At 72.7% G+C, this 22,262-nt stretch carries 18 protein-coding genes; 10 read left to right on the top strand and 8 right to left on the bottom strand.

Annotation, left to right across the window (positions count from 1 at the left end):
* The first annotated feature begins 84 nt into the window (after nt 1–84).
* Nucleotides 85–747, top strand: coding sequence for a nucleotidyltransferase family protein (locus tag QA802_RS33925; protein WP_334530890.1), 663 nt, complete (start codon nt 85–87; stop codon nt 745–747).
* A gap of 214 nt (nt 748–961) precedes the next feature.
* Nucleotides 962–2,587, top strand: a complete 1,626-nt coding sequence (aceB, locus tag QA802_RS33920; protein ID WP_334530888.1) for a malate synthase A — start codon at nt 962–964, stop codon at nt 2,585–2,587.
* Between the two features lie 47 nt (nt 2,588–2,634).
* Here the strand turns inward: aceB and QA802_RS33915 are convergent, their stop codons facing one another.
* Together QA802_RS33915 and QA802_RS33910 are read right to left on the bottom strand one after the other, a co-directional pair.
* Nucleotides 2,635–2,916 carry an Rdx family protein gene (locus tag QA802_RS33915; RefSeq protein WP_334530885.1) on the bottom strand — a complete coding sequence of 94 codons (282 nt, stop codon included), beginning with the start codon at nt 2,914–2,916 and terminating at the stop codon, nt 2,635–2,637.
* Entirely contained in the window at nt 2,913–3,827 is a 915-nt protein-coding gene (locus QA802_RS33910; protein ID WP_334530882.1) for a HipA family kinase, read from the bottom strand. The genes QA802_RS33915 and QA802_RS33910 overlap by 4 nt, the downstream gene beginning before the upstream one ends.
* 284 nt (nt 3,828–4,111) lie before the next feature.
* On the opposite strand from QA802_RS33910, the gene QA802_RS41755 reads away from it, so the two are divergent.
* On the top strand, nt 4,112–4,657 hold the full coding sequence (locus QA802_RS41755; RefSeq protein WP_443042215.1) for a TetR/AcrR family transcriptional regulator: 546 nt from the start codon (nt 4,112–4,114) through the stop codon (nt 4,655–4,657).
* Here QA802_RS41755 and QA802_RS41910 read toward each other — a convergent pair.
* On the bottom strand, nt 4,621–5,037 hold the full coding sequence (locus QA802_RS41910; RefSeq protein ID WP_503461614.1) for a zinc ribbon domain-containing protein: 417 nt from the start codon (nt 5,035–5,037) through the stop codon (nt 4,621–4,623). The genes QA802_RS41755 and QA802_RS41910 overlap by 37 nt on opposite strands.
* Complete coding sequence (locus tag QA802_RS33900; RefSeq protein WP_334530879.1) at nt 4,968–5,198, bottom strand: hypothetical protein; 231 nt, start codon at nt 5,196–5,198, stop codon at nt 4,968–4,970. Before QA802_RS33900 ends, QA802_RS41910 begins: the two co-directional genes overlap by 70 nt.
* Before the next feature lie 126 nt (nt 5,199–5,324).
* On the opposite strand from QA802_RS33900, the gene QA802_RS33895 reads away from it, so the two are divergent.
* The 4 genes from QA802_RS33895 (at nt 5,325) to QA802_RS33880 (ending at nt 12,216) form a co-directional block, all read left to right on the top strand.
* Complete coding sequence (locus QA802_RS33895) at nt 5,325–5,942, top strand: MarR family winged helix-turn-helix transcriptional regulator (protein ID WP_334530876.1); 618 nt, start codon at nt 5,325–5,327, stop codon at nt 5,940–5,942.
* 172 nt (nt 5,943–6,114) lie between these two features.
* Nucleotides 6,115–9,189, top strand: a complete 3,075-nt coding sequence (locus QA802_RS33890) for an FAD-binding and (Fe-S)-binding domain-containing protein (RefSeq protein ID WP_334530873.1) — start codon at nt 6,115–6,117, stop codon at nt 9,187–9,189.
* Nucleotides 9,190–9,263: 74 nt separating this feature from the next.
* Complete coding sequence (locus tag QA802_RS33885; RefSeq protein ID WP_334530870.1) at nt 9,264–11,087, top strand: thiamine pyrophosphate-requiring protein; 1,824 nt, start codon at nt 9,264–9,266, stop codon at nt 11,085–11,087.
* Nucleotides 11,088–11,106: 19 nt separating this feature from the next.
* On the top strand, nt 11,107–12,216 hold the full coding sequence (locus tag QA802_RS33880) for an enolase C-terminal domain-like protein (RefSeq protein WP_334530867.1): 1,110 nt from the start codon (nt 11,107–11,109) through the stop codon (nt 12,214–12,216).
* Nucleotides 12,217–12,293: 77 nt separating this feature from the next.
* Here the strand turns inward: QA802_RS33880 and QA802_RS33875 are convergent, their stop codons facing one another.
* From QA802_RS33875 to QA802_RS33865, 3 genes are all read right to left on the bottom strand, one after another.
* A complete protein-coding gene (locus tag QA802_RS33875; RefSeq protein WP_334530864.1) occupies nt 12,294–12,782 on the bottom strand; it encodes a hypothetical protein in 489 nt (162 codons plus the stop codon).
* Nucleotides 12,779–15,274, bottom strand: a complete 2,496-nt coding sequence (locus tag QA802_RS33870; RefSeq protein ID WP_334530861.1) for a molybdopterin oxidoreductase family protein — start codon at nt 15,272–15,274, stop codon at nt 12,779–12,781. The genes QA802_RS33875 and QA802_RS33870 overlap by 4 nt, the downstream gene beginning before the upstream one ends.
* 248 nt (nt 15,275–15,522) lie before the next feature.
* Entirely contained in the window at nt 15,523–15,795 is a 273-nt protein-coding gene (locus tag QA802_RS33865; protein WP_334530858.1) for a hemerythrin domain-containing protein, read from the bottom strand.
* 153 nt (nt 15,796–15,948) lie between these two features.
* On the opposite strand from QA802_RS33865, the gene QA802_RS33860 reads away from it, so the two are divergent.
* Entirely contained in the window at nt 15,949–17,721 is a 1,773-nt protein-coding gene (locus QA802_RS33860; RefSeq protein ID WP_334535039.1) for a glycoside hydrolase family 15 protein, read from the top strand.
* Between the two features lie 44 nt (nt 17,722–17,765).
* Nucleotides 17,766–18,839 (top strand): SDR family oxidoreductase, encoded by a 1,074-nt coding sequence (locus QA802_RS33855; protein ID WP_334530855.1) that lies wholly within the window; start codon nt 17,766–17,768, stop codon nt 18,837–18,839.
* Nucleotides 18,840–18,979: 140 nt separating this feature from the next.
* Here the strand turns inward: QA802_RS33855 and QA802_RS33850 are convergent, their stop codons facing one another.
* Nucleotides 18,980–20,548, bottom strand: coding sequence for an IucA/IucC family protein (locus tag QA802_RS33850; RefSeq protein ID WP_443042214.1), 1,569 nt, complete (start codon nt 20,546–20,548; stop codon nt 18,980–18,982).
* 105 nt (nt 20,549–20,653) lie between these two features.
* On the opposite strand from QA802_RS33850, the gene QA802_RS33845 reads away from it, so the two are divergent.
* A complete protein-coding gene (locus QA802_RS33845) occupies nt 20,654–22,231 on the top strand; it encodes an IucA/IucC family protein (RefSeq protein ID WP_334530850.1) in 1,578 nt (525 codons plus the stop codon).
* Nucleotides 22,232–22,262: the final 31 nt, after the last annotated feature.

The following is a 22,262-nucleotide window of genomic DNA, read 5'->3' as shown; positions in this document are numbered from 1 at the left end:
CCCGTGCCGGGTGCGCCACAGCGCGGACCGAAATTCAGCCTCCCAAGACCTCGCGTCCGACGCCGCGTCAGGTATGCAGGACGCATGACACACACGGAAGACGGGACCGCGGCCCGCGCGCAGGGCCAGGTCGTGGGCCTGATCCTCGCGGCGGGCGGGGGCCGGCGGCTCGGCGGGCGGCCCAAGGCGCTGCTCGAACACCGGGGACGCCCCCTGGTGGAGCACGCGGTGCGGACGCTGCGCGCGGCGGGCTGCGCGCGCGTGCACGTGGTGCTCGGGGCCGCCGCCGACGTCGTACGGGAGCGGGCCCGGCTGGACGGGTGCGTGCTGGTGGAGAACCCCGACTGGGCGCAGGGGATGGGCACTTCACTGCGCGCCGGACTCGCCTCGCTGACCCGTTCCGCACCGCCGGCCGACCCCACGGCCGACCCCACGGCGGGCGGCGCGCGGGCGGCGCTGGTCCTCCTCGTCGACCAGCCCGGCATCGGGCCGGAGGCGGTGGCGCGGGTGCTCGCGGCGTACGAGGGCGAGTCCTCGCTCGTGTCCGCCGCCTACGACGGCGAGCGCGGCCATCCGGTGCTGTTCGGCGCCCGTCACTGGGCGGGCGTCGCCGCGACCGCGACCGGCGACCGGGGGGCACGCGCCTATCTGAGCGAGCACCAGGCGGCGATCACACTCGTCGAGTGCGGTGACCTGGCACGGCCGTTCGACATCGACACGCCAGAGGATCTCGCGCACCTCGAGTGAGCGCCCCGACACCGAGCGCGCCGACACCGAGACCCCCTGGCACCGAGCGTCAGCGTGTCCCGACCCGGAGAGTCTCGACATCAACAAACCATTGAACTTCCACCATGAGAAAACTAGTATCCACTTTCCAGAAGGGCTCGGCTCGTCCGGAGCCCCGCTCGTCGTACCCGGTTCGACTGGCACCCGGTGCCACCGCTGAAGGAAGTGACCGCTCATGTCCGCACCAGCGCCGTCCCCGCTGGCCATCGTCGACGCCGAGCCCCTGCCGCGGCAGGAGGAGGTCCTCAACCCGGCGGCGCTCGCCTTCGTGGCCGCCCTGCACCACCGGTTCACGCCGCGCCGCGACGAACTCCTCGCCCGCCGCGCGGAGCGCCGCGCCGAGATCGCCCGCACGTCCACCCTCGGCTTCCTCCCGGAGACCGCCGCGATCCGCGCGGACGACTCCTGGCGGGTGGCGCCCTCCCCCGCGGCCCTGGACGACCGCCGGGTCGAGATCACCGGCCCCACCGACCGCAAGATGACGATCAACGCGCTCAACTCCGGGGCCCGGGTCTGGCTCGCCGACTTCGAGGACGCCTCCGCGCCGACCTGGGAGAACGTCGTCCTCGGTCAGGTCAACCTGGCGGACGCCTACACACGCGCCATCGACTTCACCGACCCGGCGTCCGGCAAGTCGTACGCGCTGAAGGAGAACAGCGAGCTCGCCACCGTCGTGATGCGGCCGCGTGGCTGGCATCTCGACGAGCGGCACCTCGTCGACGCCGACGGCCGCGCGGTGCCCGGCGCACTCGTCGACTTCGGCCTCTACTTCTTCCACAACGCCCGGCGTCTCCTCGACCTCGGCAAGGGCCCGTACTTCTACCTGCCGAAGACGGAGTCGCACCTGGAGGCCCGCCTGTGGAACGACGTGTTCGTCTTCGCGCAGGATTACGTCGGCATCCCGCAGGGCACCGTCCGCGCCACCGTGCTCATCGAGACGATCACGGCCGCCTACGAGATGGAGGAGATCCTCTACGAACTCCGCGACCACGCCTCGGGGTTGAACGCGGGCCGCTGGGACTACCTGTTCTCCATCGTCAAGAACTTCCGTGACGGCGGCGCCAAGTTCGTCCTGCCGGACCGCAACGCTGTGACGATGACCGCCCCGTTCATGCGCGCCTACACCGAACTGCTCGTCCGCACCTGCCACAAGCGCGGCGCGCACGCCATCGGCGGCATGGCCGCGTTCATCCCGTCGCGCCGCGACGCCGAGGTCAACAAGGTCGCCTTCGAGAAGGTCAAGGCCGACAAGGACCGCGAGGCGAACGACGGTTTCGACGGCTCCTGGGTGGCCCACCCCGACCTGGTGCCGATCGCCATGGAGTCCTTCGACCGGGTCCTCGGCGACCGGCCGAACCAGAAGGGCCGGCTGCGCGAGGACGTCCACGTCGAGGCCGCCGACCTGATCGCCGTCGACTCGCTCGACGCCAGGCCGACCTATCCCGGTCTGGTCAACGCCGTGCAGGTGGGCATCCGTTACATCGAGGCGTGGCTGCGCGGCCTGGGCGCGGTCGCCATCTTCAACCTCATGGAGGACGCTGCGACCGCCGAGATCTCCCGCTCCCAGATCTGGCAGTGGATCAACGCCGGGGTGGAGTTCGAGAACGGCGAGAAGGCCACCCCCGAGCTGGCCCGCAAGGTCGCCGCCGAGGAGCTCGCCGCGATCCGCGCCGAGATCGGCGAGGAGGCCTTCGCGGCCGGCCACTGGCAGCAGGCGCACGACCTGCTGCTGACGGTCGCCCTCGACGAGGACTACGCGGACTTCCTCACCCTGCCCGCCTACGAACAGCTCAAGGGCTGACCTCCGGACCGGTCAGGACGGTGAGGACGGTGAGGACGGTGAGGACGCTATGAACGGTCCGGACGGTCCGAGTGGCCCAGGGTCCGCCCCGGGGCCACTCGGTCGCGTACCAGCCGCTTCACCGCCGTGGGCTCCGGGACGCCCTGCTCACGGCGGTCCCAGACGACCTCGCCGTCGACGCGGACGACGAACACGCCGCCCGTGCCGGGCTTCAGCGACAGCTCCGTGAGCTCCGCCTCGAAGGTCGTCAGCAACTCCTGTGCCAGCCACGCCGCGCGGGGCAGCCAGCGGCACTGGGTGCAGTACTCGATCTGCACGGCGTGGGTCATCCGAGGTGCACCGACCAATCCTGTTCCGCCGCCGGTTCGCCGTGCAGGTCGGGAACCTGCTTGAGCCAGTTCGGACGGCCCTGACGGGTCTTCGCCGCGCGCAGGGCCTCCTCGGCGGCGCGTTCCTCCCGGGTGGGGAAGCCGGTGGGCAGCCAGGCCGCTGACGCCTTCACGCGCGCGTGGAGGTAGCGCACATACGCCTCGCGGACGGCGTCCGGCGTCGCGAAGCCCTCCTCGAGGGTCAGCCAGGCGTCCGGGACCTCCGCCACGATCGCGCGCAGCAGCTCCTCGGTGACCCGGGGGGCCAGCTCGGCGTCGGCCGCGCGGGTGTCGGGGGCGTAGTGACCGAGGGCGTGGTGGCGGAAGTCGTAGGCCTTGTCCGGCGCGGACGCGTCCCAGCGGTGGTGGAAGACGAGGGCGGCCCCGTGGTCGATCAGCCACAGCCGCGGCGGCACCGTCCCGAACGTGGGCCAGAGCATCAGGTTGGAGCTGTGGACCGTCCGGTCGACGTTGACGGTCAGCGCGTCGAGCCAGACGATCCGGCCGGCCTCCAACGGGTCCACGGCGAAGGACTCGGCGACCTGCGGGGTGAAGTCCTTCGCTCCCGGCAGCAGGTCCATGCCGAGGTTGACGCCGTGGCTGGCGTCGAGGGGGCCGCGCACCTCCTGGTGGGGTTCGTGCGCCGCGAGCGCCGGGTCGAAGTGCACCAGGACCAGCTCGGGGAAGCGCAGCCCGAGCGCCCGCGCCAGCTCGCCGACGATCACCTCGGCGACCAGCGCCTTGCGGCCCTGCGCGGAACCGGTGAACTTCACGACGTACGTGCCCAGGTCGTCGGCCTCGACGACGCCGGGAACGGAGCCGCCGGAGCGCAGGGGTTCGATGTAGTGGGTCGCAGCGACCTCTCTCAACATTTCCTCAGGTCACCCGCCTCTTCGGCCTTGTAATCCACGACCGGCTTCGGGGCCTCAAACAGCGGAAAACGCCCGTCAGCAGCCCTGGGGAGAATCTGGGGAGTTTCGAACGGCATGCAGATCGCCCTGCCTCCCCAGCAGTCCGTCGATGGCCGTCCGCCCCTTGCTTCCGGCCTCCGGCATGAAGTGAGCATAGTAACCGAGGGTGATCGCCGGCGAGGAATGCCCGAGCCACCGCGCCAGGGTCACGACGGATTCTCCGGCCTCCGGCATGATGGAGGCGTATGTGTGCCGCGGGGCGTGGAAGCCGTCCTTCGGCGCTGCCTCCCATGGCCAGTCCTTTGTCCCCCTTGGCGCGCGGCGGGATGATTCCGGCCTTGGCCAACGCGACAACCCAGCGGATCCAGGACCGGGTCAACCTGTCCCGGGGTGCCCTGTCGCACCACTTCGCCTCAAAGACGGACCTGCCGGTCGCCGCCACCCATCACATCGCCGATCAGCGCCTGGAACTGCTGCGGTCGGCGGCCGACGGAATCGAGCCGGGGCCGCACGCACTGGCCCAAGTGGTCTCAGTGATCCAATCCGCGATGTCCGGGCCTCCCTTTCTGGCCGCGCTTGAACTGTTGGATCAGCGCCCGCACCGATCCACAACTGCGTGCCGCACTGATCCCCCCGGAACGGCGACTGGGCCGCGCCCTGCGTCAGATCTTCGAGAAAGCCACCGCACAGACGGACCCGGCGCAGACCCGTATGGCATTCGACGTGCTGCTGATCTTCCTGCGGGGCATCGCGATCACCGGCATTCCGCGCAACGACGACAACCCCCGTGACGATGTCGTGAGCTACTGGCTCGATCACATAGCGTCCGGGCTTCTAGGTGACGAGTGCCCGTCGCTGCCGTATCTCGCCTGTCGAGCCGCAAGATGTTCCGGGCCGCGTTCCAGTCGGCGTTACCGACGAAGCCGCAGTCGGGGTTCTTGCACACGAATTTCTCTCGGGTCTCTCGGCTGCCGGGGGTGGTGAAGCCGCAGGCTGAGCATCGCTGGGAATACGAGCGCCTTGTGTGCGTGGCACGCCCCCGGCGCCCTCGTGCTTCCCGGACCTCGGCACCCAGCGCGTGCGGCTGCCCCGACGGTGTCGTCAGTCCAGCAGCGGGCTGGCCGAGCTCACCCGCCCGGGCCGGAGGATCCGGATCCGGGAGCCGCGGCACGTGCGGCACCGGTTGGCCGTCAGCGGTGACGGGACCTTGAAGCCGTGCACGTAGTAGTCCGCGCGTACGCGGCCCTGGCAGTCGACCGAGTGCCGGATCTCGTAGGCGCCCTCCCAGGCGTGCCCGCAGCGCAGACACACGAACGAATAGGCTTCATGCACCGGCTGGACCTTCATCGTGATCACGCCCTTGTCCCGCACTCGTCGCGCCGCGCGGCTCGAGACTGGTCACACCCAGCCTAACATTGCACTCTGCAATGATTGTGATCGAGAGGCGGAACGGACACGATGACGCGGCAGGAACCCCATCGGCTCGAGCCCGCAGCCGAGCCGCCGGCCTCCCCTGCGGAACTCGACCAGGAGGCCGAGGAGGTCACACTCACCGTCATGGCGGCGTCCAGGCTGCTCGTGGCGATCTCCGCCCGCGCGCTCGCGTCCACCGACGACACCCTGACCCTGCCCCAGCTGCGCGCCCTGGTCGTGCTGAACACCTGCGGGCCCGTCAAGCTCGCCGCCATGGCCGCGACCCTGGGAGTCAACCCCTCGACGGCCCTGCGCATGGTCGAACGCCTGGAGTCCGCCGGCCACATGGACCGCCGGACCAATCCCGACAACCGGCGCGAGGTCGTCCTGCGCCTCACGCCCGCCGGGCAGGACCTGGTGGAGCGCGTCCTCGCCCACCGGCGCACCGAGATCCGCGCCCTCGTCCAACGGCTGCCCGCCGAAGCGCGCGCGGCTCTCGTACCGGCCCTCAGAGCGCTGACCCTGGCCGCCGACGAAATGGCCGTGGACCCCCTCGACGAAGTCCGTCGCGTCCAGGGCCTCATCGACGACCCGCTCAACCCGGCCCCGCCGGACCCACCCCAGGGAGGACGCCGCCGCCCGAAGAGCAACGGACCCGTCTGACCCGGGCAGGTCACAGCGGCCTCGGAGCCGGGCCCGGAAAATCCCGCCCGATGCGCTCTTGCACTCTGCAAGGCCGGGTACCCGGGCGGGGCGGCGGCAGCGGCGGCGAGAGCCAGAGCCGACGAGAGTGGCTGTCGCGCACGGTCAACGGCTCAGGAAGGCGGTCGCTCCGATGACCCACCCCCCTTTCGACGCCTCCGGAGCGGATACGGCCCAGTTGGCGGCGTCGCTGCGTGAGGCCGTGGCGGGCGAGGTCCGGTTCGACGCGGGCAGCAGGGGGGCCTACTCCACCGACGGCTCGAACTACCGTCAGATGCCCGTCGGCGTCGTCGTGCCCCGTTCGGTGGAGGCCGGGGCTCGTGCCGTGCGGGTCTGCGCCCGTTTCGGCGCCCCTGTCCTGTCGCGAGGCGGTGGCACGAGCCTCGCGGGACAGTCGACGAACACGGCCGTGGTGGTCGACTGGAGCAAGTACTGCCACGGGCTGATCTCCGTCGACCCCGACGCACGGACCTGCGTGGTCGAGCCGGGCATCGTCCTGGACGAGCTCAACCGGCGGCTGTCCGACCACGGCCTGCAGTTCGGCCCGAAGCCGTCGACGCACAGCCACTGCACCCTGGGCGGCATGATCGGCAACAACTCGTGCGGCGCGTCCGCGCAGGCGTACGGCAAGACCGTCGACAACGTGCGCCGCCTGGAGGTGCTCACCTACGACGGCACACGGATGTGGGTGGGGCCGACGTCCCGGGCCGAGCGGGCGCGGATCGCCGCGGCGGGCGGCCGGCGCGCCGAGCTGTACGACGGCCTGGACCGTCTCGTGGCCGAATACCTCGCCGACATCCGGCGCGGCTACCCCAAGATCCCGCGCCGGGTCTCCGGCTACAACCTCGACTCGCTGCTGCCCGAGAACGGCTTCGACGTGGCCAGGGCGCTGGTCGGCAGCGAGGGCACGCTGGTGACCGTCCTGCACGCCGAGCTCGGCCTGGTGCCCGTGCCGGCGTATCAGTCGCTGCTGGTCCTCGGCTACGACGACATCTGCGCGGCCGCCGACGACGTCACCCGCCTGCTCGAGCACTGCGCCCCCGGACAGCTGGAGGCACTGGACGGGCGCATGGCCCAGCTGATGCGCGAGGAGAACGCCCACCTGGAGTCCCTGGACGCCCTGCCGGAGGGCGACAGCTGGCTGATGCTCCAGTTCGGCGGCGACAGCCAGGAGGAGGTCGACGAGCAGGCCTACGCGCTGCTGCGCGCCGTCGGCCGGACCGAGAAGGACGCCGACGTCGCGTTCTCCGACGACCCCGAGCGCGAGCAGCGGATGCTCAGGGCACGCGAGGCAGGGCTCGGCGTCACGGCCCGCCCGCCGGACGACCGGGAGACGTGGGAGGGCTGGGAGGACTCGGCCGTCCCGCCCGAGCGGCTCGGCGACTATCTGCGGGACCTGAGGAAACTGTTCACGGAGTTCGGCTACGACCACCCGTCCCTCTACGGCCACTTCGGGCAGGGCTGCGTCCACACCCGCATCCCGTTCGAGCTCAGGACCGCCGAGGGCGTGGCCGGCTTCCGCCGCTTCGTGGAGCGGGCCGCCGACCTCGTGACCTCCTACGGCGGCTCCCTGTCCGGCGAGCACGGCGACGGCCAGTCCCGCGGCGAACTGCTCACCCGCATGTTCGGCGAGCGGCTGGTGACCGCGTTCGGCGAACTTAAGGCGCTGTTCGACCCCGGCAACCGGATGAACCCGGGCAAGGTCGTGCACCCCCATCCGGTCGACGGGCAGCTGCGCCTCGGCCCCGCCTGGCGCCCGGCGACTCCCGCGACGCACTTCGGCTTCCCCGAGGACGACCACTCCTTCAACCGTGCGGTGATGCGCTGCGTCGGGATCGGCAACTGCCGCGGCCACTCCGGCGGCGTCATGTGTCCCTCCTGCCGGGCCACCGGGGAGGAGGAACATTCCACCCGCGGCCGGGCGCGGCTGCTGTTCGAGATGCTCGACGGCCACGCCGACTCGGCCGTCACGGACGGCTGGCACTCCACCGAGGTGCGCGACGCGCTGGATCTGTGTCTGGCCTGCAAGGGCTGCAAGTCCGACTGCCCGACCGGGGTCGACATGGCCACCCTCAAGGCGGAGTTCCTCTCCCACCACTACGAGGGCCGGCTGCGTCCCGCCGCCCACTACTCCATGGGCTGGCTCCCCGTATGGGCGCGTCTGTCCCGTATCGCGCCCTACCTGGTCAACTCGGCGCTGCACGCGCCGGGACTGGCCCGCGCGGGCAAACTCCTGGCCGGCGTCGACGCGGCCCGCGCCGCGCCCGTGTTCGCCGGGCAGTCCTTCGTGCAGTGGTGGCGGGCCCGCGGCGTCGACGAACCCGATCCGGCCGACCCGCGCACGGTGGTGCTGTGGCCCGACACCTTCAGCACCTACTTCCATCCCGCGATCGCGATCTCGGCCGTCCGCGTCCTGGAGGACGCCGGCTTCCGCGTCGCCGTGCCCGACCGGCCGGTGTGCTGCGGCCTGACCTGGATCTCCACCGGCCAGCTGCCCCGCGCGCAGAAGGTGCTGCGCCACACCCTCGACGTGCTGCGCCCCTACCTGGAGGCCGGCACCCCGGTCATCGGCCTCGAACCCTCCTGCACCGCCGTCTTCCGGTCCGACGCACCCGAGCTGATGCCCGAGGACCAGGACGTGCAGCGGCTGGCCGGGCAGGTCCGCACCTTCGCGGAACAGCTCGTCCACCACGCGCCCGACGGCTGGCATCCGCCCCGGCTCGCCCGGCACGCGACCGTGCAGACCCACTGCCACCAGCACGCCGTCATGAAGTTCGACGCCGACCGTGAACTCATGCGCCGCGCAGGCCTCGACGCCGATGTCCTCGACGAGGGCTGCTGCGGGCTGGCCGGCGACTTCGGCTTCCAGAGCGGCCACCACGAGGTCTCCATGGCCGTCGCCGAACTGGGCGTCCTGCCCGCCGTCCGCGGCGCGTCCCCCGACAGCCTGGTCCTCTCCGACGGCTTCAGCTGCCGCACCCAGATCGAACAGGGCGGGACCGGCCGCAGGGCCCTGCACCTGGCCGAGGCACTGGCCCTCGGCCTCGACGGCCCGCTGCCCGGCGAACACCCCGAGCAGTCGGCCACGCGCCCGGCACGGCCCTCCCGGGCGGTCCGCTGGGCGATCACGGCGGCCGCCGCCGTCACCGCGACCGGCGCCGCCACGGCAGCCGGCAGAGGGGCCCTGCGCGCGCTGCGCCGCGCGTAGTCACCGATCGCACGCCCACCAGGAGAAGGCACGCCCACAGGAAGAGCACACCCCACCAGGAAAGGTTCTGGAACATGTCGAAGAAGGTCTCCGACCACATCCTCGAGCGGCTGCGCGAGTGGGGAGTGGAGCACGTCTTCGCCTACCCCGGCGACGGCATCAACGGGCTGCTCGCGGCCTGGGGCCGGGCGCAGGACGACCCCCGCTTCATCCAGGCCCGCCACGAGGAGATGGCCGCCTTCGAAGCCGTCGGCTACGCCAAGTTCTCCGGACGGGTCGGCGTGTGCGCGGCCACCTCGGGGCCCGGCGCCATCCACCTGCTGAACGGGTTGTACGACGCGAAGCTGGACCACGTGCCCGTCGTCGCGATCGTGGGCCAGACCAACCGCAGCGCCATGGGCGGCTCCTACCAGCAAGAGGTCGACCTGCTGAGCCTGTACAAGGACGTCGCCTCCGACTTCTGCGAGATGGTCACCGTCCCCGAGCAGCTGCCCAACGTGCTGGACCGGGCCATGCGCACGGCCATGGCCCGCCGGTCCGTCACGGCCGTGATCGTCCCGGCCGACGTGCAGGAACTCGACTACTCGCCGCCCGGGCACGCCTTCAAGATGGTGCCCTCCAGCCTCGGCATGTCGCAGTACGCGCCCGTGCCGGCCGAAGCCGATCTCGCCCGGGCAGCCGAGGTCCTGAACGCCGGCGAGAAGGTCGCGATCCTCGTCGGGCAGGGGGCGCGCGGAGCCCGCCAGGAGGTCATGGCCCTCGCCGACCGGCTGGGCGCGGGAGTGGCGAAGGCGCTGCTCGGCAAGGACGCCCTCGACGACGACCTGCCGTACGTCACCGGCTCCATCGGCCTGCTGGGCACCCGGCCGTCGTACGAGCTGATGACCGGCTGCGACACGCTCCTCGTCATCGGGTCCTCCTTCCCGTACACCCAGTTCCTGCCCGGGTTCGGGCAGGCGCGGGCCGTGCAGATCGACATCGACCCGCACATGGTCGGTCTGCGCTACCCCTTCGAGGTCAACCTGGTGGGCGACGCCCGCGAGACCCTGGCCCGGCTGCTGCCACTGCTCGACGCGGCCGAGGACACCGGCTGGCGCAAGAAGATCGAGAAGGACACCGCCCGCTGGTGGGAGGTCATGCAGCGGCGCGCCGCGGTCGACGCCGACCCGGTCAACCCCGAGTACGTCGTGCACGCGCTGAACGACCTGCTGCCGGAGAACGTGATCCTGTCCTCCGACTCCGGCTCGGCCGCCAACTGGTACGCCCGGCACCTGAAGCTGCGCGGCGCCATGCGCGGCTCGCTGTCCGGCACGCTCGCCACCATGGGGCCCGGTGTGCCGTACGCGATCGGCGCGAAGTTCGCGTACGGCGACCGGCCGGCGATCGCCCTCGTCGGCGACGGGGCGATGCAGATGAACGGCATGGCCGAGCTCATCACCATCGCCAAGTACTACCGGGAGTGGGAGGACCCGCGGCTGATCGTGGCCGTCCTCAACAACCGGGATCTCAACCAGGTCACCTGGGAGATGCGCGCCATGGAGGGCGCCCCCCGGTTCGACGCCTCCCAGTCGCTGCCCGACTTCCCCTACGCCGACTTCGCGCGCCTGGCCGGTCTGGACGGTCTGCGCGTCGAGAAGCCGCAGGACGTGCGGGGTGCCTGGGAGACGGCGCTGGCCGCCGACAGGCCCTGTGTGCTGGACTTCGTGACCGATCCGGCCGTTCCGCCGATCCCGCCGCACGCCACCCTCGACCAGATCGAGGCCGCCGCGACCTCGGTCCTCAAGGGCGACAGCGACCGTGCGGGCATGGTCCGTCAGGGCTTCAAGGCCAAGGTGCAGGAGTTCCTGCCCGGACACCACCACCGCACGGACCGGCCCGGGACGGAGGGCGGGACATGAGCGGTACGGAGAGCGGGACATGAGCGGCACCCCGGTCGTGGCAGGGGTGGACACCGCCGTGTTCACCGTGCCCACCGATTTCCCAGAGGCGGACGGCACCCTCGGCTGGGACAGCACCACCCTCGTCCTGGCCACCGTCCGCTGCGGGGACGTCACCGGCCTCGGCTACACCTACTCGCCCGCCGCCGCGGCCCGCGTCGTGGAGGACCTGCTCGCCGACGTGGTCACCGGTTCGCCGGCCCTCGACGTGCCGCGGACGAACGAGGCCATGCACCGTGCGGTGCGCAACGCGGGGCTGCCGGGCGTCGCCGCACAGGCCATCGCGGCCGTGGACATCGCGCTGTGGGACCTCAAGGCCCGCTTGCTCGACCTGCCCCTCGTCCGCCTGCTGGGCGCGGCCCGCGACGACGTGCCGGTCTACGGCAGCGGCGGCTTCACCACCTACGACGACAGCCGGCAGGAACGCCAACTGCGCGGCTGGGTCGAGGACGAGGGCATCCCCCGCGTGAAGATCAAGATCGCGCAGTCGTGGGGGCGCGAGGAGGAACGCGACCGGCGGCGCGTCGCCAGGGCCCGGGCCGTCGTCGGCGACACCACCGCCGTGTACGTCGACGCCAACGGCGGCTACGCCGCCAAGCAGGCCCTACGCGTGGCCGGGGCACTCGCCGACGAAGGCGTCACCTGGTTCGAGGAGCCCGTCTCCTCCGACCACCTGACCACCCTCGCCGAAATCCGCGCCCGGGTCGGCCCCGACGTGGCGGCCGGGGAGTACGGCTACACCCTGCCCTACTTCGCGAACATGCTCGCCGCCGGAGCCGTGGACTGCCTCCAGGCCGACGTCACCCGTTGCGGCGGCATCACCGTGTGGCTGCGTGCCGCCGCTCTCGCCCAGGCACACGGCATCGAGATCTCCGGACACTGCGCCCCGCACGCCCACGCGCACGCCGCCGCCGCGGTGCCCAACCTGCGCCACCAGGAGTGGTTCCACGACCACGTCCGCATCGAACGCATCCTCTTCGACGGCGTCCTCTCCCCCGCCGGCGGCGCCCTCGCCCCCGGCGCCGACGGTACGCCCGGCCTGGGCATCGCCCTCGACGCCGAGCGCGCACGGCCCTACCGGGTCGGCTGACGGTCACACCGGGTCGGAAGGTCCCACCGGGTCGGGCGGGTCTTCGGGCGTGCCGGGCGTATGAGGCGCTGCGTCGCTCAACTCGTGAGGATCTGGGGCGAGAGGACCTTGATCATGGTGTTGGTCCAGCGCAGCTGCCGGAGTGTCCGCGGGTGGCACGCGGAGGCCACGGCGAGGAGTCCGTCGTCCCCGGAGGCCTGTGCGGCCTGGGCGAGCATCTCCCAGTGGAGGGAGTTCTCGGCGGCGTCCAGATAGAGCTCGCGCAGGTCGCGCAGGAGCAGCAGGCCGGGTTCGGGGCGATGGCCGACAACTTCGGCGGCTCTCTCGCGCAGCGTCGAGAGGACCCCGGGACCGGCCTCCGCGATGGAGGCGTCGAGGTCGACGCCGTGGGCGTGACCGGTGTCGGCCAGGCGCCGGACGTGTTCGCGGGACCAGTCGGCGAGGTCGGTGGCGACGTGGTGGATCTCGTGGTCGGTGCGGTGGCGTTCGGCCACCGTCGTCAGCTGCTGGGCGAGGCGCCGCTCGCCGTGGTGGAGCGCGCGAAGGGTGAGGGTGACGCCGTTCACTCGGCGGCCTCCTCACGGCCGGCGTCGACCGCCCGCGTCGCGCGCGTCTGCGTCGCGAGCGCGGACGTTCCGCCCTCGGTGGGCGGTACGGCGTCGGCGCGCGACGGCGCGGACGCGGTGGTGGTCGGTGCGGGCGCGGGGCTACCGTCTCCCCGTTCCACGAGGCGCAGCGCGGCTGCGGCGGTCTTGAACAGCGGCTGTTTGGAGGCGGGGTCCCAGTCGGTGACGGTCGTCTCGTTCGCGGCCCGGCCGGGCGTGTCGCCGCCGGGGCCGTGTCCGGCCTCGGTGTCCCAGTAGCCGTAGTGGAAGGGGACGAACAGCAGTCCCGGACGGATGTCGGTCACCCGCAGTCGGCCCCGCAGGGCGCCGCGCGGGGTGCCGACCTCGACCAGGTCGCCTTCGTGCAGGCCTAGTGCGGCCGCGTCGGCGGCGGACGCCTCCACCCATACGTCGGGGGCCGCCGCGTTCAGCTGGGGCGCCCGGGCGGTCTTCGTGCGGGTGTGGAAGTGGTAGAGGGTGCGGCCCGTGGTCAGCTGGAACGGATGCCGCTCGTCGGGCATCTCGTGCGGGGGCAGCCAGCCGGCCGCCTTGATCACGGCCTTGCCGTCCGGGTTGAGGGAGCGGTACTCGACGACGTCGTCCGTCGCGCCGGTCACCAGGTCCTTGCCGTAGCTCTCGCAGACGTCGGGATGCGCCCAGCTGACGCCGTCCGTGTAGAGGCGTGGTGTGCCGTCAGGGGCCTGTTCGTTGCACGGCCACTGGATTCCGCTCGCGCCGCGCAGCCTGTCGTAGGTGAGGCCGGTGTAGTCGCAGGGCCGGCCGGCGCTGCACCGTTTCCACGCCTCGAACGCGGATTCCGGGTCGTGCCAGGTGATCAGGGGACCGCCGTCCTTGTCGCGGAAGTCCATCCGGGCCGCGTAGTCGAGGAAGACGACCAGGTCCGGCCTCGCCTCGCCGGGCGGTTCGACCGCCTTGTCGGACAGGTGCACGGTGCGGTCGGCGTTGGTGAACGTGCCGGTCTTCTCGCCCCAGGTCGCGGCGGGCAGCACCACGTCGGCGAGCTGCGCGGTCTCGGTCAGGAACAGGTCCTGCACGACGGTGAAGAGGCGGTCCTGTCCGAGGATGGAGCGGATGCGGGACAGCTCCGGGAGGGACACCGCGGGGTTGGTGCCGCTGATCCACAGCATGCGGATCGAGCCCTGCTCGGCGTAGCGGAACATCTGCATGGCGTGGGTCGGCGGGGCGTAGTGCGGGATGGTCTTCGGTTCGACGTTCCACACCTTCGCCAGGTCGGCGACGTGGCTGTCGTTCTGCCAGTTGCGAAAGCCCGGCAGGTCCCCGTCGGCGCCGCACTCGCGGGTGTTCTGCGCGGTGGGCTGCCCGTTCATCTGCAGCACACCGGCGCCGGGCAGCCCCAGCATGCCGCGGATCAGGTGCAGGTTGTTGACCTGCACGGCGGCCGCGGTGGCCTGGTGGGACTGGTAGACCCCCTGCAGCACCGTCGACAGCAGTCGGTCGGCGGTGCCGAGCAGTTCCGCGGCCTCGCCGATGCGCGCGGCCGGCACGTCACAGATGCGGGCCGCCCACTCGGGGGTGCACTCCTTCACCCGGGACGCCAGTTCCTCGAAACCGACGGTGCGGGCCGCGACGTAGTCGTGGTCGACGCGGTCGGTGCGGATGATCTCGTGCAGGAGCGCGTTGAGCAGTGCCACGTTGGTTCCGATGCGCGGAGCCAGATGCACGGCCGCCCTGCGGGCCACCTGCGTGGGGCGTGGGTCGACACAGATCAGACGGGGCGGGTCGGCGCCCTCCAGACGGTCGAGGACGCGCATCCACTGCACGGGCTGTGTCTCGGCGATGTTGTGCCCGAACAGCGCGATCACGTCGGCGTGGTCGATGTCGTCGTAACTGCCCGGCTGCCCGTCGGAGCCGAAGGACTCCTTCAACGCCTCGCCCGCCGTCGACGTGCACAGGCGCGTGTTGCCGTCCAGGTGGTTGGTGCCGATCCCGGCCCGCGCCAGCACCGCGAGCGTGTAGTACTCCTCCAGGAAGAGCTGCCCGCTGGTGTAGAAGCCGATCGAGCCCGGTCCGCGTTCCTCCAGCAGTGACCGCGAGCGGGCGACGATCCGCTCCATCGCCGCGTCCCAGTCGCACTCCACCAGGCGTCCGCCCTCGCGCACCAGCGGCCTCGTCAGCCGGTCCTTCGACGCGTTCGCCTGCCAGCCGAAAAGGTCCTTCGGGCCCAGCCGGCCGCGGTTGACCCGGTCGCCGGCCCGTCCGCGCACCCCTGCGATGCGCCCGTCCACGACCGCGATGTCCATCGCGTCACCGTCGGAATGCAGGACCGACGCGGCCTGCACCCACCGCTGTACCCGGCCGGGTTCGACACCCGCCATGAGATACGCGTCCACACGCTCGGGCCACGGCTCGCCTCGGCCGTACGGGGTACGGCTGCCCCAGGGGTGCGCGATCCGGTCCACCGAAGCGTCCATGCCGGGCCTCCCAGCGGAAACGAGCGGCACCTGGCGCACCGCCCGTCATGAGTACCCCCTGGCCCTGCCGCGTAACGCCCCCTCACCCGGCTCCGGGACGATTCTCGCCCTGTGCAACGGTTCACCGTGCGGAAGGCGGTCGTCCAGCCGCACGCTCCCCGCCGCGCGCCGGGGTCCCGGCCCCGCGGCGTCCTCGTGGACGCCCCGCCACCGGCCCATGAGGACGTCACGGATCCGGTCGACCACACTTATTCACGCAGGTGATCGGTAAGGCGGGTGACGAGGTCCAGGACCAGCCGGCCGAAGACTTCCTGGTCCGGTGCCGGGCCCTGAAGCGCCCGGACGATCTCTTCGATCCCGGCGTGCTCCGCGAGTCCCCGCGCCGCCCACTGCGACCCTCCGGGCACGTGCTCGATCACCGCCGGATACAGGTACTCCCTCTCGATCGCCGTGCGCTGCACGAGCTCGACGCCCACGCGTGCGACGAGTTCCCGCCGTGCGGCGCTGTCGGGCGAGGCCAATTCGCTGATACGGGTTTGTCATCCACGTCCAGGGGTTAGCGGAGTCGCGAAGCACCCGGGGCGGGGCAGCGGAGCGGACTCCTCTTCCTGAGGTGGTGTCGGACGGCGGTGTACGCCCTGACGGGACGGACGGGAGGGTTGCCGGTGAGGGAAATGCCAGTCGGTCGGCGCCGGTGCGGGGCGGGGCCCGGGCCGGAGCCGCTGCGTCACTACGCGTTGCTGGCCGACGGCGAGCGGGGCGTCATCGTCGGACCGCACGGTGACTTCGCATGGATGTGCGCGCCCCGGTGGCATTCCGACGCCGTCTTCTCGACGCTCATCGGGGGCAGCGGCGTGTACACGGTCACCCCGGTGGCCCGCTGTGTGTGGGGTGGCCACTACGAGGAAGGGTCGCTGATCTGGCGCAGCCGCTGGGTCACCGACGACGGTGTCGTGGAGTGCCGTGAGGCGCTCGCCTTCCCGGGTGATCCGCACACCGCGGTGATCTTGAGGCGGGTCATCGCCCGCGAGGGCGCCGCCCGGGTGTCCGTGGTGCTGGCGCCGGCCGCCGGGTTCGGCCGCCACCCGTTGCGCGACGTGACCCGCCACGACGATCACACCTGGACCGGGACAGCGGGCGATCTGCGCCTGCGCTGGTCGGGCTGGCCGACGGCCCGTCCCGCCGACCCGCCGGGGCTGATGACGGAGCTGACCGTCGAGGCCGAAGACCATCACGATCTGGTGCTCGAAATCAGCGACAGGCCCCTGAGCGGCCGGCCGCCCGACCCGGTGGCCGCCTGGCGCTCGACCGAGGCTGCGTGGCGCGGGGAGGCGCCCGGTCTGGACCATGCCATCGCGCGCCGGGACGCCCGCCAGGCGTACACCGTGCTGCGGGGGCTGACCGGCTCGACCGGGGGCATGGTCGCGGCCACGACGACCAGCCTTCCCGAGCGGGCCGAGGAGGGCCGCAACTACGACTACCGCTACGCGTGGATCCGGGACCTGAGCTACGCGGGCCAGGCAGCGGCCGCTGCGGGCGGGGAGACGGTGCTGGACGGTGCGGTGCGTTTCGTCGCGGCGCGTCTGCACGAGGACGGCCCGCGCCTCGCGCCCGCCTACACGGTCGACGGCGGCCGGATCCCCGACCAGCGCTCGCTGGATCTGCCGGGCTACCCGGGAGGCTTCGACCGGGTGGGCAACCAGGTCAACGAACAGTTCCAGCTCGACGGGTTCGGCGAGGCGCTGCTGCTGCTGGCCTCGGCGGCCCGCCGGGACCGGCTGGACGCGGACGCATGGCGGGCCGCGGAAATCGCCGCCGACGCGATCGCCCGGCGCCACCACCAGCCTGACGCCGGTGTCTGGGAACTCTCGCCCCGCAACTGGGCCCACAGCCGGCTGACGTGTGCCGCCGGGCTGCGGGCCGTCGCCGGCGCCGACACGGCGTCGCCGCACGCCGGCGAATGGGTGGCGCTCGCCGACCGGCTGGTCGCCGACACCGCCGCTCACTGCCTGCATCCCACGGGCCGCTGGCAGCGCTCCCCCGAGGACCCGGGCCTGGACGGCGCGCTGCTGCTGCCGCCGCTGCGCGGGGCCCTGCCCGCCGACGATCCCCGGACCGTCGCCACGCTGCGCGCCTACACCGAGGAGCTGACCGACGATCATTTCGCCTACCGTTTCCGCCATGACGAGCGGCCGCTCGAGGCGGCCGAGGGGGCCTTTCTGCTGTGCGGCTTCGTGATGGCGCTCGCGGAACACCAACAGGGGCGGGAAGTAGCCGCACACCGCTGGTTCGAACGCAATCGCGCGGCCTGCGGCCCTGCCGGGCTCTACTCGGAGGAGTACGACGTCCCTCAGCGGCAGATGCGCGGGAACCTCCCCCAGGCTTTCGTGCACGCGCTGATGCTGGAGTGCTCGGTCCGCCTGGCCCGGCCCTGGTCCGGGCCCTGAACACCGGCCGTCACCTCCTGCGACATTCACTGACTGCGACACTCATGGAAGGGAGCGTTCCCGTGGCTCAGACCGTCGTCATCACCGGAGCGAGCGGAGGCATCGGCCGTGCCTGTGCCCGTGCCTTCGCCCGCCGTGGCGCGCGCATCGGACTGCTGGCCCGGGGCGTCACCGGGCTGGAAGCCACCGGACGTGAGGTGGAGGAGGCCGGCGGCAAGGCGCTGGTGGTGCCCACCGACGTCGCCGACCACACCCGGGTCGAGGCCGCCGCCGACGCCGTCGAGGAGGAGTTCGGACCGATCGACGTGTGGGTCAACGTCGCCTTCGCCTCGGTCTTCGCCCCGTTCACCGACATCTCGCCGCAGGAGTTCCGGCGGGTGACCGAGGTGACCTACCTCGGCTACGTGCACGGGACGCGGGCGGCGCTGGCGCGGATGCTGCCCCGCGACGCCGGCACGATCGTGCAGGTCGGCTCCGCCCTGGGTGATCGCTCCATCCCCCTGCAGTCGCCGTACTGCGGCGCCAAGCACGCCGTGAACGGATTCACCTCCTCCGTGCGCACCGAGCTGCTGCACCGCAAGAGCGACGTCCGGATCACGGTCGTCCAGATGCCCGGTGTGAACACACCCCAGTTCTCGTGGGTCCTGTCCCGGCTGCCGAGGCATCCGCGCCCGGTGCCGCCCGTCTACCAGCCCGAGATCGCGGCGCGGTCCGTCGTGTACGCGGCCGACCACCCGCGACGCAAGCAGTACTACGTGGGGAGCTCCACCGTCGCCACCGTCCTGGCCAACAAGGTCGCCGCCGGTCTGCTGGACCGCTACCTGGCCCGAACCGCGTTCGACTCCCAGCAGACCGACCGGAGCGTCCCGGACAACCGTCCGAACAACCTGTGGCAGCCCCTGGACGCCGAGGGCGGCCACGATTTCGGCGCCCACGGCATCTTCGACTCCGAGGCACACGGACGTGCCCCCCAGGTCTGGCTCTCCCGGCACGCGCGCGTCGCCTGGTGCGCGGCGGGCGGTGCGCTGACCGCGGCCGCCCTGTACGCGAGCGCGAGCACCGAGCGGCGCAAGGCCGTCATCGGCCCGCTCTGGGCCGGGTACGGCCGTACCCGGTAGACGTCTCCGCTGCCGGTGGGGCCGCCGCCCGGGGGTTCACGTGGCGCCCGGCGGCCCCGGGCGCCCGGCGGTCATGCGGCCATGGCGGTCATGTGGCCACGGCGGTCATGTGGCACGGCTCACCGGTCGGCGTGATCGGATCATGTGCGGCGGGCGTCGGCGGCGGTGGCGAGCGGGTTGGGCAGCGGCAGATAGCGGGCGTCCGCGCCGTCCGCGCCGGTCCAGCGCAGCAGCAGGTTCGTCTTGCCCGGCAGGGTGGGGGCGGTGAGCAGGGCCGCCGTCTCGGGGAGGTCGGGGCGGGCGAGGGCGCGGTGTGCCGCGGGCCACGGGTCGTAGTCGGGGTGGTGGGCGACGAGGGCCGCGGCGACCTCGCACAGATGGTTCACCACCAGGCAGTACACCAGCCGCTCCCAGCCGGCCGCCCGCTCCACGTCCGGCAGGAGTCTCACGCCCTCGGCGTCGCGGAACAGGGCCTGCACCGGAATGCCGTCGGCGTCGACGGCGACGAGCGTGTTCTGCAGATGCGCCTCGAGGACGACGCCGTGGCGAGCGAACGCCTCCAGCGCGGGCGGGACGACGACCGTCAGGTACGCCTCCCACCATCTCGCCGGGTCCGTCGCCGTGGCCGGCGGACTGCCGTCGAAGCCCTCCACGAGGCCCGCGGCGAGCAGCGGGGTCGCGCCGGGCAGCACCGGGGCGGTCAGTCCGTCGCGGACCAGGACGGCGAGCGCCTCGAAGGCGAAGGCGGCGGTGCGGTAGCCGCGGTCGCTCAGCCAGGCCGCCGGGCCGTCCATGGCCGCGAAGGCCCGGGCCGCCGCGGTGTCGGTGCGGCGCAGTCTCAGCAGGTCGTGACGCCACAGCCGGCGGATGTCGTTGGTGATGCGCACGTCGAGGCTGAACTTCAGGCACAGGTCGCGCTCGGGTGCGTACACGGTGCGCACGGCGGCCGTCGGCCAGACGTCGAAGCCGGTGGCGCCCAGCCGGACCAGGCGGCCGTCGGCGAAGGCCGGCGCGAGTTCCCGGGCCGCGAGGCCGAGCTGCCAGGGGTGTGCGGGCAGCAACCGGTACCCGGGCGGGGCCTCGCCGAGGGCGTCCAGCGGGCCGGTGTCGCCCTCCTCGACGACGGCGTCCTCGCGCAGCCCCAGCAGGACGAGCGGGAAGCGGGCGTGCGCCTCGGGGGCGTACGGCAGCCAGCCTGCCGCGGGACCGCCGCCGCGCGCCTTGGGGGCGGGGTGGTGGGGGTGGCCGGTGATCAGGGACTGTTCGGAGCGCAGGTAGGGGTCGGCCGGCGGGGCGGCACGCGCGCGTGCGGTGAGCAGCGCCGCCACCGCGTCCCTGCTGTCGATCATCTCGGCGGGCAGGTCGGGGTTGTCGCGTCCGGTGCGCCGGCGCAGCGCCTCGGCAGTCAGGGCGACGAGCCCGGGGTGGTCCAGCGGGCGCCAGGTCCCGGCCTCGTGCACCTCGGGTTCGGCGGGCCGGCGGTCGCCGCGCACGCGCAGCAGCAGGCCGCCGGGCAGCCGGTGGACCGTCCTGCCGTCGCCGCCCGGCGTGCCGTCGCCGCCCGGCGTGCGGGGCAGCGGCTCGGCGAGCTCCCGCAGCAGACAGTTCAGCAGCGGCGCGGCGGCGTACGCGTCGGCCCGCTCGGCGACGTCGGCGGTCGGCGGCTGCGCCGGCTCGGGGGGCGGGGGGATGAGGTCCACGCGATCCACTGGTTCCCTGGTTCCCTACGGTTCTGCTGGGCGGAGACGATCAAGTATCGCTGTCGTCACGAGCCGTCCGTGACGCCGTGTACCCGTACCCTCAGGAGCTCCCCCGTGCACCGTCCCCCCAGCGTCGAGGCCGATCTGGCCGAAGAACTGGCCGTCGCACGTCCCGCTCTCGGCCCGCGGTTCGCGGCCGCGCTGCCCGGTGCCCGGGCGGCCGTGCTGACCCGGCTGTGGCGGGCCCTCGCCCACGAGCCGCTGTCCTTCGTCGCGGGCCGTGCGGGGTGCGGTCCGCGAGGCCGGGAGGGGTTGTCGCTGCGCCTGCGGGACGGCCGCCGTCTGCTCGGCCCGCCCGCGGACCCGTACACGACGGCCCCCGGGGTGACGGAGGTGCGTCTGCACGGCACGGCGTACGACGACCCCGCCCGGCTGCTGGCGGAGCTGGCCGTTCCGCACGGTGCCGGCTTCGCCGCCGAACTCGGCCACAGCGTCGCCTCGTTGGCGCTGTCCCGGGCCGGCCAGGACCCCGACGACAGCTTGCCGACGGACCCGAAGGAGTGGCCGGCGCAGGACTGGGAGTGGGAGCAGCGCGTCGTCGACGGGCATCCGTACCACCCCAACTGCCGTGCGCGGCCCGGCTTCTCGGTGGCCGAGCAGCTGGCGTACGGGCCCGAGCACCGGCCGTCGGTGCGGCTGGGGCTGCTGCCTGCGCCCGCCGCCGACTGCCTGGTGTCGGGCGGGTGGCCGGAGCATCTGCGGGACGGCGTGCGGCTGTTGATCCCGGTGCATCCGTGGCAGGCGGCGCATGTCCTCGGCCGGGGCGGCCCGCAGGGGGTCGCGGCGCGGGTGCTCGGCGCAAGCGGTCCGGGGGGGCTCCCGGCGCATCCGCTGATGTCTCTGCGCACGCTCGCCCTCGACGACGGCCTGCACGTCAAGACCGCGTTGAGCACCCGGCTGACGTCCTCGGTGCGGGACATCTCCATCGGCTCGGTGGCCGCCTCCGCGGCCCTGTCGGCGTTCGCGGAGACCCTGACGCCGTACGCGCACGGCCTGTTGCACATGACCCGGACGCTGGGCGCCGTGACCGCCCGTTCGCCGGACCTGGCGGCCGTGCTGCGCGAGTCGCCTCGGGAGTACGGGGGGCCGGGCGAGCACGTCGTCCCGGTGGCCGCCCTGGCCGGCACCGAACTGCCCCGCGACAGCGCCTGGTTGGTCCAGCTGGCACGGCTCGGGCTCACTGTGGGCCTGCGCATGCTGGAGCTGGGCGTGGCGTTGGAGGCGCACGGCCAGAACCTGCTGGTCGTGCTGTCGCCGTCGGGCGAGCCGCTGCGCCTGGTCTACCGCGACCTGGCCGACATCCGGGTCAGTCCGGCGCGGCTGGCCCGGCACGGCGTCCCGCTGCCCGACGGCCTGCCCGCACGGATCGTCACGGGCGACGTGACGGTGCTGCGGCGCAAGCTGTTCGGCTCGCTGGTGGCGGGTGCGCTGGCGGGGACGGCCGGGAGCGGCCGGGCGCTGGGCGCGGCCCTGGAGAGCGCGGTGCGGGATCTGCCGCGCACCCCCGACCTCGTGGCGCTGTGCGAGGAACCGCTGCCCGCGAAGGCGCTGACGCTGATGCGGCTGTCGCCGGGGACGCCCGGCGACCAGTGGGCCGAGCTGCCCAACCCGTTGCGGTGGCAGGCGGACTGACCTCGTTTTGTGGCGGGCCGCCTCTGATCAA

This window comes from Streptomyces sp. B21-105 (assembly GCF_036898465.1).
In the GTDB taxonomy this organism is placed as follows: domain Bacteria; phylum Actinomycetota; class Actinomycetes; order Streptomycetales; family Streptomycetaceae; genus Streptomyces.
The sequence above is the reverse complement of the archived record's forward strand: the minus strand, read 5'-3'. Positions and strand labels throughout refer to the sequence as shown.